This window comes from Cutibacterium porci, assembly GCF_009696315.1.
Taxonomy (GTDB): Bacteria; Actinomycetota; Actinomycetes; order Propionibacteriales; family Propionibacteriaceae; genus Cutibacterium; species Cutibacterium porci.
Window position 1 is genome coordinate 501,487 of record NZ_VUMG01000001.1, and the last position, 12,421, is coordinate 513,907.

6 protein-coding genes and 1 pseudogene are annotated in these 12,421 nt (G+C 56.8%); 6 read left to right on the forward strand and 1 reads right to left on the reverse strand.

Annotation, left to right across the window (positions count from 1 at the left end; translation table 11 throughout):
- Positions 1-168 precede the first annotated feature (168 nt).
- The 6 genes and pseudogenes from FYJ43_RS02060 (at position 169) to FYJ43_RS12540 (ending at position 11,354) form a co-directional block, all read left to right on the forward strand.
- Positions 169-2,835, forward strand: coding sequence for a hypothetical protein (locus FYJ43_RS02060; RefSeq protein WP_154561507.1), 2,667 nt, complete (start codon positions 169-171; stop codon positions 2,833-2,835).
- A complete protein-coding gene (locus FYJ43_RS02065) occupies positions 2,832-4,133 on the forward strand; it encodes a type 1 periplasmic-binding domain-containing protein (RefSeq protein ID WP_154561509.1) in 1,302 nt (433 codons plus the stop codon). Before FYJ43_RS02060 ends, FYJ43_RS02065 begins: the two co-directional genes overlap by 4 nt.
- A gap of 109 nt (positions 4,134-4,242) precedes the next feature.
- Positions 4,243-8,523 carry an FtsK/SpoIIIE domain-containing protein gene (locus FYJ43_RS02070; protein ID WP_154561511.1) on the forward strand — a complete coding sequence of 1,427 codons (4,281 nt, stop codon included), beginning with the start codon at positions 4,243-4,245 and terminating at the stop codon, positions 8,521-8,523.
- Positions 8,460-9,299: pseudogene (locus FYJ43_RS12175) on the forward strand (serine/threonine-protein kinase); the annotation flags it as partial. The gene FYJ43_RS02070 and the pseudogene FYJ43_RS12175, both read left to right, overlap by 64 nt.
- Before the next feature lie 444 nt (positions 9,300-9,743).
- Positions 9,744-10,484 carry a hypothetical protein gene (locus tag FYJ43_RS12180; RefSeq protein WP_229771601.1) on the forward strand — a complete coding sequence of 247 codons (741 nt, stop codon included), beginning with the start codon at positions 9,744-9,746 and terminating at the stop codon, positions 10,482-10,484.
- Positions 10,485-10,865: 381 nt separating this feature from the next.
- Entirely contained in the window at positions 10,866-11,354 is a 489-nt protein-coding gene (locus FYJ43_RS12540; RefSeq protein ID WP_407643720.1) for an LppM family (lipo)protein, read from the forward strand.
- Positions 11,355-11,834: 480 nt separating this feature from the next.
- Here FYJ43_RS12540 and FYJ43_RS02085 read toward each other — a convergent pair whose 3' ends face one another.
- Positions 11,835-12,281: a hypothetical protein gene (locus tag FYJ43_RS02085; protein ID WP_154561515.1), complete on the reverse strand. Its 447-nt coding sequence runs from the start codon at positions 12,279-12,281 to the stop codon at positions 11,835-11,837.
- Positions 12,282-12,421 lie beyond the last annotated feature (140 nt).

A 12,421-nucleotide genomic window follows, 5' to 3' on the forward strand; every position in this document is an offset into this window, starting at 1 on the left:
ATAAATAAAAGTGGTTGGGCTCCAAGGAGGACAACAGTGCGCCGATCTCACCGCTGGTGCCGAGACGTAGCCATTTTCGCTGCTTGTAGTTGCGCCACTTTAACTGTGGCGACACCCAATCCCGTGTTAGCTAGCCCCGCTTCCGCTTCTGCATCGGCTGGAGTCACGATGACCATCGATCAGCGCGGAGCGGTCACTGGTATGGGTTCTTCGTCCGGAGTCCCCCTCGCACCGACGTCGGATGCCACACACATGCCCTTTCGTGTCATGGTGACCTATTCCCATGACGGCAAGGTCTCCTCGGACCCGTCTCTCGTTAGTGGGGTCGATGGGACGGTTGGTATGGATGTGACCATTTACAACACCACTGGCCGTCTGGAGACGGTGAGCGCTGATGTTGATGGGCACTCGATCTCTCGCGAGGCTCTCATCTCCACGCCTATGACTATGGCTGGCAGTGCCGTACTCGATGGTGTCGACCCTTCCAAGGTCGTCACTGCCGCCAATCGCAGCAAGCGCACCGATCCTGCCGGAAATGGCGTAGTCGGGGTCAATGAAAGTGGAAAGACTGTGGTGCAATGGGCTGCGCTTACCGGTATTGATCCTCTCGGATCCGTGGCTCGTTTCTCCTTGGTTGTCAATGCCCATGACTTTCACGTTCCGACGATGAACCTCGCAGTGACGCCCGGGTTCGGTGTTCAAGATGTTGGAACTAAAGATGAGAATGCCCTTGTCGTTTCCACCATCAAGACCCTAACTGCGACCAGCCAGGTGCTCGATGACTCGGGTAAGGCGGTTCAGCTGGCCAGCCAGCGCCTGAACGAGGCTGGATCCAATATTGGCGACAAGACGATCAATGACTTGAAAGCTTCAAGCGCTCGTATTGGTACCAATGCTCAAGTGACCGCGGAAACCGTGTCCCAGCTTGCAGGACAGACCAGCGTTGCCTACCACGAGACAGGATCGCTCATTTCTGGGCAACTCGCTCAGGCCACGGCGACGATGAGGGATCTGCTCGGGGACCCGCGTTCGAATGCACCGCAGGTATCGGTCGATTCACCCAGTTGTAAGATCAAGGCCAGCGATGAGTCATCTAGGAAGGCATTCAGTGGCCCCGAAGCTCATGATGTTCTCGGTGTTATACATGGCCTGTCCGCGCGGTTGGATGCCTTATCGAAAACCAGCGGCAAATGCCAGGAACTCGTCACTGCTGACCTGATCTCGTTCTTGGGCCCGACGAATCCTGATGCCAAGACATGCGCCGCGAAGGCTGGTGGGTTGTCCTGCGCCTTATACGCCCAGAAGGAACGCTTGAGTCAGAGCATGGAGGACCTTACTAGTCAAAATGTTCAGCTGGCTGCGCAGCTGCGTAACGGGTCCCAAGGCAAGATGCTGGCGTCGGTGCAGCGTCTGCGGTCGAACTTTAATGACTTGCAACGTGCCGTAGATGACCTTTCGACGGATTCTCCGCAAGCCTATGGTGAGAGTCTGAGAAAAATGGACGTAGCTCTTGCGGTGATGACCGGTGACGTCACCGAGGCCCGGACTGATCTCGACCAGATCCATACCAAGCTGCAAGACGAGCTCTCTCTTCTTGATGAGCAGGATCATCAGATTACGGCTGTGAAGCGAGAGATCTGTTTGGCTTCTGGTCAAACCATGCCTGCCCGTGAGCCCTCGCCGGCTCCTGGCCCGACGAGTTCAGCCAGCCCGACTCCGACACCAAGCACGGATCCTTCTGCGACGCCATCAAGACCAACGCAGCACGCTATTGACCGGAAAGAGGGGGCCCGGTTGGTCGATATGCTGTCGTCAACTACGTGCCCGATTGTTGATCCTGGCCCTGATGTGCCCTTCGAAGGTCATCGGCACCTTCACAACATGGCGAACCTGGCGGATACCGATTCCCAGATTCGCTCGGGTATAGAGGAAGCCGTCAAGCAGACTGATATCCACAAGCCAGGGGGGATCGCCGGTTCTCGGGTAGCCCGCAAATTGGATGATCTTGAAGCTACACTGAAGATCCTGGAGACCAACCTTCACAAGGCTGAGGACCAGAGAAACACTGGAATTACCACCCTCGCTGGGCACATCCAGTCCATTAACAATCACATGGCGGCTACTGGTAGGCAGTTGCAGGATCTGGAGAAAAACTCTGCAGCAGTGGGAGGCGAACTTTCTACCCTGGGAACGGATCTGGACGGCGTCGTCGTCAGCACACGCAGAGCAGCTGACGAGGAGCTTACGAATGATTTGGCGACCTCCCTTAAGGGGGTTGGCTCGATCCGCAATCGTGGTCAACAAGCTGTCGGACAGATGTTTGGAGAGTTCACCAATAACCTCACTGAGCAGTCAGGCCACGTCGCGGCCGAAGGTGAACGCACGGTTGGGCTGGCTAATGAAAAGGTGGAATCGACCAATGGCCATCTCGCCGGTCAGATGAATAATCTGATGCAAGTACGTTCTGCGGAGGCGAGGAAGACTGCTGACGGGGCTGTCGCTGACACAGAGCAGGTGTCAAAGCTGCTTTCTGGCGACATCGCGCGTGTTCTTGATGACATTGGTCAGCACACACACAGCGGCGGTGGACTACTTGGTGCTATCAGCACTTCGGCTAGCTATTTAACTGTGGCTGACAACAAGGTAGCCGATGCTAACACTCAGACTCACGTTGCTCAGTCCACACAGCGCACAGTGTACGGAAACTCCCAAGTGGACGGCGCTGCAAGACGAGCCAGCTTGGCTCGCCTCGAGACGCCGCTGACGATCGGGTCGCACAGCGGCACGGTTTCGGCTACGTGGATGAGCGCACGAATCGAGGGCCGCGCCTCATGAGTGAAGGCAAAGATGAACAAGCTCACGGTGACCAGGTCAAGACCCTTTCGACGACGCCCAAGAGTAAGAGATTGCCACGGAGAGGGGTGGCAATTGCCGCAGCGGTAATTATCGTCTGTGCAGTGATCACCGGTATCGTGGCATGGAGGGGTGGCGACGGTGATGCCACAAAGCCTCCTAAGCCTTACCAAGGCTCTAGAGTCGAGCTAAGTATTGGCAAGGTGCCATCTCATGTGCGGATTGGTTTAGTTGTGTCCTATACCGAGAATCCGCGTGAGGGCAGCGGCTGGATCGGAAATGCCCATGGGGCTCAGGTAGCTATGTGGCGCCTGACCCAAGGTGGTGGCGATGCTGAGATTCAAGTTGTCTCCGACAAGGGCAGTGAGCGGGGAGCTAAGGATGCTATTGCTCAATTTAAAGAAGCCGGCGTGGCAGGCATAGTTGCAGCCACGAGTGGCTCCCACACCAAAGTATTGGTTAAGGAGGCTAGCCGTGCTGGTATCCCCATACTCCTCCCTTATGCAACGAGGCTGGATGACGTTCCCGACGGCGCATGGTTTGGAATTCCCACTGCTAGCCGTCAGAGCAATATCATTAAAGCCCAGGCCGTGAAACTCGGATGCAAGCGCTTTGTGACGCGGGGGACTGGGTTGCAAGCAGCAGATACGACTGACATCCCTGTCGACAACAAGGGACAGGTCACCAAGCAGTTTGTTGATAAGTTAGCAAAGGATCCCAAAACTTGTGTGTATCTCGAAGGGCTTGGCCCTGCAATAGCATCGGACGCTCCCACCATTGTCTCCGACTTGCGCGCTGGCGGAGTGACTGCACCGATCTTTCTTGGGCCCGATGCGACCTCGGCGGAAAGTACTGTGGCACTGGCGCGAAACGGTGCTATTCCTAATGGTATTTATACCGTGGGAGTTCCCTCTGACGAGGTAGAAGCGGTCAGTCTTGCAGGTAACGAGGAGTCTCGGGCCTTCTCCGAAGCTGTCACCCATTTAGCGGCCTCCAAGGAGAAGTCAGTAATCGATTCGTCCAGGTCGTTCGAGACTTATGCTGACGAAGCCGATGGACGCTCCCATGACGCGGTGGTCACGCTCATCGCAGGTAGCGTGAAAGCCAACTCTAGCCACGCTGAGGATGTTCGTGTTGCATTGTCTAATCTCGACATGTCGAAGTTACCGTTGGTGAACCGACCTGATGCCATTGGAAAGATGACAATCGAAGCTGGTGTCCAGATCGTGCAACTCGCCAATGTGCAGGGTGCTCCGGCTTGGGTGCCAGCCGCAAAGTGAAGCGTGGTGGATGGGCCCTCCAGGTCGCGGTGTCGGCAATGGCCAATCGTGAGGGAACGTTCGTTGGGTTGGAGCAGTATCTCGCGACGCGCGATAGGCGGTGTAGCCGATGCGAATTGTGATCTCGCAGCAAGGTCACGAACGGATCTTCTTCGTGACGAATGCAGAACCTACGACAACCCTTCGCGAGGTATTGGAAGGCGCCCACATTGATATGCGTCATTTCACGCGAGTCTGGGTGGATGGCCGTGAGGTCGACCACGATCTCGGGATCCGGGAAGTGGGGCTGTGTGAAGGCGCGGTGGTATCTGATGCCCCGGAAGTGACTGAAGATGCGGACCGCCAGGTGAGTGAGTACTGGCAGCTGATCATGGTTGGCGGTGCGACCTGTGCCCGTGTGTACGGCCTCCCCGTCAGCGGCCTCGCCCGTATCGGACGTTCCGACGAGGCCGAGATCTCGCTGGAATCAGCATCGGTATCGTGGTCACACGCAGTACTTGACGTCACTGAGGACGCCGTTCATGTCATTGATCATGACTCGGCTAATGGCACCTACCTCAATGGCAAGAAGATCGGCGGGGACCCTACTCATCCAACGCTGATGTGCCGGGGGGATGTGCTATCGGTCGGAGGCGTATGCCTCATGCTTGTCGACCCCCGCCAGCGGGCGGCGCAACGAGCGCACGGTGTCGTCGGGAAGGTACAGACAGCTGGGGCGGGCGGGCGCATCGCATTCAATCGCCCGCCACGCGCCGCATTGCCTCCTCATGGGGGGCAAGTGAGCGTACCAGTCCGCAAGGAGCCTGATAGTCCGGCACGGTTCTCCTGGGCTGCGGTCATTGCTCCGCTGCTGATGGCCGGACTATTGGTGTTCGTTCTCGGGTCAGCACGCTATGCCCTTGTTGCATTGCTGTCACCAGTAATGGCTATCGGGTCGTGGGTAGAACAGAAACGTCGGAACAAGGGCTCCGACAAAGAAAACGAGCGAAAGTACCGGGAGGACCTGGAAGCCGCCCGCGCTGAGATAGAGCAGGCAGCGGCCCACGAGCGATCTCGTGCGCGCGCCCAGGTTCCTTACCCGCACGAACTCATAGACGCAGCCACAGGTTCAACGTCAACCCTGTGGCAGGTTCGGCGTTCGGATCGTGACTTTTATACCGCCATTGCCGGAACTGCCAATATCAAATATGTGCCGACTCCGAGGTCGCATGGCGGCGTTATGCAGCCACGCACTAAGGCGCTTTTTGACCGGGCTGAGCTGCGTGCAACTCCGCTCGTCGTCGATCTGCACGCTGGCCCGGTCGGGATCTGGGGGTCTCGAGAAGAATGCTTGGCCATTGCCCGTTCGTTGGTGTGCCAGTTGGCTACCTTGAGCGGTCCAGCTGACTTCCGATTCGCGGTTGCGACCGACGAGAGTAGGGCCAAAGACTGGCGATTCACCGCTTGGTTGCCTCATACGCAAACGGGAAGCACCAATCCTCACGAGCGATTCGTCGCCGTCGACACGGCAGCAGCGACGTCGATGCTGCGTGGACTGCGCGACTCCCTCAATACTGCAAAACCTGCATCCATGGTTATCGTGGTTGATGACCTCGCGCTGACACAGGGCAGAGACTGCCCGTTGCGTGACATTCTCGAGTATCGTCCCGAGCGCAGCGAGCAGGCTGCTCAACGATATGTCAGCGCGATCATCGTTGCGCCAAGCGTTGATCAACTGCCCTCGTCATGCCATACCGTTATCCATGCGGAGGCTGACAATGAGGCTACCGTCGTGATTCCGTCACAGGCAGAGAGCACCTCACACGTAACGGTGGCGGGTATCGACGCGGATACGGCCCAGGACTGGGCACGTCGGCTCGCCCGGTACGACGACCCGAGCGCGGCGACCAGCGGTGGCGGCCTACCCGGGCTTGTGCATCTTTTCGACATCCTGGGGTTTGACCGTGCGACCATGGATGCGTCCACCATCGTCAAGTCGTGGCAACAGTCCACTGGACCGAATGTGCCCCTTGGCGTGTGCGACGACGGCACCTTCGTCTTCGATCTTGTCGCAGATGGTCCGCACGGGCTGGTCGGCGGAACCACCGGTTCGGGCAAGTCTGAGTTATTGCGGTCGTTGGTTGCAGGATTGGCAGCCCGCGTTGATCCTCAGCATCTCACGTTCATCCTCATTGACTTCAAGGGTGGTGCCGCATTCGCCACCCTTGACCAGCTGCCACACACCATCGGTACCTTGTCGAACCTTGAGCCCTCTTTAGCGTTCCGGGCGCTGCAAGCTTTGAACGCCGAGCTCAAACGTCGTCAGCAGTGTTTTGCTGATGCAGGCGAGGGTATCGACAATCTCGACGCCTACCTGGCCACGAACCCTACCGAGCCGATGCCGCGTCTGCTTCTTGTTATTGACGAGTTTGCCCAGTTGGCCAAGGAATACCCGGATGTGCTGTCCGGACTGGTCTCGCTGGGTGCCGTTGGCCGTACTCTGGGTGTCCACATGATCTTGGCCACCCAGCGCCCTGATGGTGTCGTCAACGACGATATTCTGGCCAACACCAACATGCGTACCGCGTTGCGCGTCCAGAGCCGGGAACAGTCGTCCAACGTGATCGGGGTGCCTTTGGCGGCCAGCATTGGGCGAGAGCAGAAGGGGCGCGCCTACATCAAGTTAGGTGAAGAGGACATCACCCCTATCCAAACGGCGCTGGTGACCGGCGTGAGTGGGGCTAGGGGTTCGCAGGACCTCCACGTCGATCCAATGATCTTGGGAAACGCTCCCGAGGAGCACGCCATCCGGTCCAACAGCGCCGAGGTTAGTGACATGGATGCCCTCATCCGATGGATTACCGAGGCCAATGAACAGCTCGGATATGGGTCGGCACGTCGGGTGTGGCCTGAGCCCCTCTCCGATCATGTCGAACTATCCCTGGAGCATTATCGTCCTGCCACGTGCCGCGAACAACGGGTGTCGTCGGGTTCAGAGCCGACGGTTCTTGACGTGGCCCTTTTTGACGACCCCGAGCACCAGCGTCAGTACGTCTCAGGGTGGAGATTCGCCACGGAAAATCTTGTCCTAGCAGGTATGCCTGGGTCTGGTACGTCCAGTACCTTAGCTGCATTGGCATTAAGGATTGCCGACACTTATGCCCCTGGCGATGCCGATATCGTCATACTTGACGTCTTCACAGCGTCGCTGGACAGGTTAGAGAGGCTTGCCCATGTGCGCGGCTATGCCGGGCCGGGAAACACCAGTGAAAGCCGACAGCTTCAGAAACGAGTGTTGCGCTATATTTCTGCAGAACTGGAACGGCGCAGCGCCCGGCCTCATGATGCCTTCCCGCCACTATTTGTCCTCGTCGACGGGTTTGCTACCCTGCGTGAGGGTTACAGTGATGTGGCTGATATGTCGCTCATTGAGAGCTTCTATCAGGTTTGGGCCAAGGGCCCGGCAATGGGTATTCACTGTGTCGCGACCGCGACCCGCCTCAAGGCGCTACCGCCGGCCATTAGCGACTTGACCGGCCAAAAATGGCTGTATCAGCTGGCCGACACCTCGGAGTATCACCCGACCGTTGACAAGGATAATCATCCAGCTAATTTGCCTGGGCGGTTCGTTTCGACAACCCGGGCGCACCATGGTCACGTCGGGCTTCCTGACGATATTGACGCTGCCGTGGCGGCGATCAACGAGTTCTGGGGAGTCGACGGCTTACCTCCCTTAGTGCAGGAGTTTCCGAAACGTGTGGAGCCCGAACAAGTGGCGATGTACCTCGTTCCGGGTAATGAAAAGTGGCAGATACCAGTCGGCATCAACGAAGCTGACCTCAATACGTATGTTTTAGAAGCCTTTACAGGTGAGCACGTGCTCATTAGCGGACCTGCTCGCAGCGGCAAGTCCACTATGCTTGCTGCGATTCACCAGATGCTGGTGCAACAGTCGCCGAGTACCAAGATCGTTGTAGGGGCGCCGCGTCGTTCGCCACTGCACCAGATGCTGCCTGGTGTTCTGTTGCCCGAACAATTCGTGGACGTGGTGGCAGCACAGAGCGCTGTACCCGAGCCATGCATTGTCATGATCGATGACGCGCACTTGATTGCCGACGAGAGCCAGGTTTTGGCACGAGTGTTGGCCACTCCGGACTCGCCGCTGTTATTTATCGTGGCCGGTCGCAATAACGATCTTCGTACGCTGTACAGTCACTGGACGGGGCAGATCCGCAGGTCACGGCTGGGGGTCTTACTCATGCCAGATGCCGACTATGACGGGGACCTACTGGGCGTCCGTCTGCCGAGGCATCCAGTGGCGACGATAAGCGAGGCACGTGGGTATGGATGCCAAAATGGCGCCGCCACTCTTATCCAAGGCGTTACTGCGAATACGAGGGGGCACCGGTGAACGCCGTACTGCCCTTCGACTTCGGGTCCAGCTATCAGGCCATTCGAAAGATTGGCCAGGGCTCTTCTGGACGCGTGTTCGAAGGAATCGATCGAGTTCGTGGAGATCATGTCGCGATCAAGATTTTGCGTTCCAATCTCGACGATGACGCGCAACTAGTGCAGCGGTTTGTCAACGAGCGCCGAACTCTCACCGAACTCGCACATCCGCGCATTGTTGCAGTGCGTGACCTCATTGTTGACCAGGGCTTGCTCGGAATCGTTATGGAGCTGGCGAGTGGGCCTACCCTCAGTGAGCAGTTGGCGGAGGGTCCAATGGCCCCCGCGGATGCGCTGGCGGTAGTACGACAAGTGGCTGAGGCCTTGTCTTACGCCCATGATCGTGGTGTGGTACACCGCGATATCAAACCGGACAACGTCATTCTCACTAATCCCGGCAGTGTCAGCGATCCCGGGGTGAAGGTTGCCGACTTTGGTATCGCGAAAATCCTTGGCGAGTCATCGACGGCTACACACCTGGTCGGTACTGCGCACTATCTGTCACCTGAGCTGATCCGGGACAATGTATTAAGTCCTAGTGTTGATGTGTACGCCTTGGGTGTGACGCTGTACCAGATGGTGTCAGGCCAGTTGCCATTCGGTGCAGGGAATGACAACTCGTTTGCCGTCGCCCACCGGCATTTGCACTCCACTCCGGCGGTGATACCGGGGCTCGACGACCAGGTGTGGGGTCTCATTAGCGGGATGCTTGCTAAGAACCCGGCAGATCGTTTGTCTGACGACGATGTGGTCAGTCTGGTGGATGACATCATTGTTGGTATTGAGGGCCAGCCGCCGCTTACCGTGCCCGAGGGGACATTAGTTCCCCACGCAATGACTATGCTCCGGCAATCGACGTCACTGGCAGCGGCTGAGGGAAACGAGATCGACGATGAACCTGCTTCCATCGACCTGGAGAATCTGCACACTCTGGGGAGGTCTGCGTCTGCCACTATTCTTAAGGCTAGCCCGGAACTGGATAGCGAAATACCGGACGGCTCGCCTGTGGGGGAGGAGACGGAGAAATGGTGGTCGAGTCGCAAGCACCGGATCGTTGTCTATGCTGCTGGGGTCCTCATTATCGCAGCAGCCGTCATCATATGGATGGTGATCGGCGGTAACTCTCGGGGGGACGAAAAGCATGGGCCGAAGGTTGTCAATGGGCTGAGCGCCTCGCTGCCAATGCAAGTGTACCCATCTGGGCTGAATGTTTCTCGGGCCGCGACAGTCAGCAGCGGAACATTGACATACACCCTCACTTATCGCACCATCAAGCAGCCGCTGAGCGGAGACGTCCTCGAGGTGGTTACCTCGACCCATTCCTGCCCTGATGCTACATGGGATGACGCTGCGAAAGTTGTGCCGCATAGTCCAGCGCTGACGTCGATTGATGCCGACTGTGGGTGGACGATCACGCTGAAAACTCTCCTACAGGAGGGGTCTGTGACTGTTACGGCGAAATTCCCAGCGAAGGAAGCCGCGATCAGTGATCAGGCAAGCCTAGAGACGTGGCTGCAAAATCAGCAACAAGTTACTGACAAGGCACTGAACAATGACGCTGCTACCTCAACTGCGTATTCATTGCAGCGATTGCAAACGATGCGGATCAAGATGCCTTCTCGGGTGAGGGAGGGGGCGGCGATCCCCGTGACGATCCTGGGCACTTGGCCGGGCGGAGAGAACGAGATGACGCCGATCTACACCACGCCTTTCAACTCAAATCCGACGAGCATCCTCACCGACATCACAGGAGGCAAGTTGGAGAACGTTCGGCTCACGGATCGTTGTTCGGGCGCAGTGTCCATCACTCCGGACGGCCACGATGCGAGTGCTCTGCATCCGGCTTCGTGCAGCATCGGTGCAGAGATCGGGAATTACCAGGTGCAGGAGAGTCCTATCACCATCGTTGCTGGAGGGTCGTGACGGCGTCTGCCAAAGAATGACGTTTGTGGGGTTGGGGAAAGGTTCGTGCTGGCTGCAGGCTGGCGCTTCCTACAATTTTTGTCCTTGATAAAGCGCTCACTTATCTCGATGTCATGATTCAGTCGGATCATTGCGATAACTAGCGGGACAGCCCTGGTAGCCGTAGCCTATTCGCCAGATTGATCCATCGGCGTCAAGCTAGAACATAGGGGTAGATGACCCCCACTCATGATGTAATCCAGCTATGGTCAATCTGCCGCGCCTATTTTAGTTTTGCTTGCCCCTGTTGTCATGGGTGCCGCGAAATTCAACTACGGCATGGAGATTGGAAGCTAGGACGACGTCCGCTCGACGTTCGTCTACGGTATCTCTAGAGCAGACATACAGGAGGCAGGGAAGAAGCCGCCAGATTTCTCCGATTGCGACAAGGCGTTCGAAATATCTGCCTCAGACAAGGAACGCGGGGCAAAACCTGAGTTCGTCGAAGACAAGGAATACGTTGGCTGCAAATACACGGTGACGACCACTGCAGATGACGCACGGGGCGTTGGATTGGGATTGACTCTTGATGCGGACAAGGTGTCACTGTCCATTGGTAAGAAATTTTTCAATGGTGTTGAGCTTGATAAAAGCATGGTAGGTGACTTTAAAGTCTCAGTGACATTCCCTGGTAAGGTGATTAGCCACTCGGATTCAAGCAGTGTTGACGGCAATACTGTCACGTGGACCGATATCAAGGACTCCACATCGAGGTTGAAGGCAGTGAGCGAGCGACCTAGCGCTGGAACGGAGGGTCCGTCCTACTGGAATAACGTCGGGGGGCGTGCCATCCAGGGAGCGCTTATTGGCCTAATCGTGGGTATTTGGTAATAAGAGGCGTGCGAAGAAGATGCAGGCGAAGTCTGGCCGGGCAACCGCGACATCGCAGTACCCGGGACACGGGCAGCCGCAGCCCCAAGAATGGCAGGCTCCGGGTCAGGACGGTCACCAGTATGGAGAATCGACGAATTCCGGGGGCAACCAACCTTATATGCAGGATGGTCGTTACATCGGGGACCCGTGGAGTACGGATTCGACGAACGTTTCAACGCCAGACCAGAAGCCCAATCCACGATAGGAGAGCACGGGCGTCGTTACTCCTCCCGGTGCAGTAGTTGCCCATGATGAATCTTTGGGTTGTGTCGGCTTCGGCGGAGTGGGTGAAGTAGGTTTCGGGTTTGTCCACCAGTGATAATGGACCCAACAGGGAATTCTCTGCGTAGTTGACGTGCCCTGTTGTGATTTTCTGGTGGATCTTGCTTTTCTCCGGCTTGCGAACCTTCCTTTCGCTGTTTGATGTTTGGTTTGCTGCTAGCGTAGCCACGTTTTGGGGACGATGTGGTGCCACCATTTGGGTTCGATGGGTTCGTGGCTGAAGGCCCACGACCAGTCATTGAGGATGGTGCGATTCGTGCGGTCGAATATGTCAGCATAGTTTGATCCAGTTATCCTGCTTGCGTCATCCGCATGATTTATGCGGGTGTAGGATATGGTTTCAGTGCTGTAGATGCGCACAAATTTTACTGACTGTATTGCGTAAATCGGTTTTTGGATATTTAAGAGGAATGGCTCGACCATCTGAATTTTCAGGTGTGTATCCGGAATGTAGTCATATTTGGATGGCTTAAATGACAGATCTCCCGGTTTGCCGATGCATTCAGAATCGACGTAAATTAGGGACCATTTTCCTATAACGAGCGGTCCGATTTCCGAAAGGCTAATGATTCTGGACGGTGCTTCTATTTCTTCGGTTTCCATTGATTTTTCACCTGTTCGTCGATGATAAGTATCTGATTTCCGCCTCCGGGCAATTGGCCTGAGGTGTCTGAGCCTTTAGTAGCGTTTACGGGTTGCTCGTCGACGAGACCCTCGTAGTATTTTGTGTACTGTGATATTTC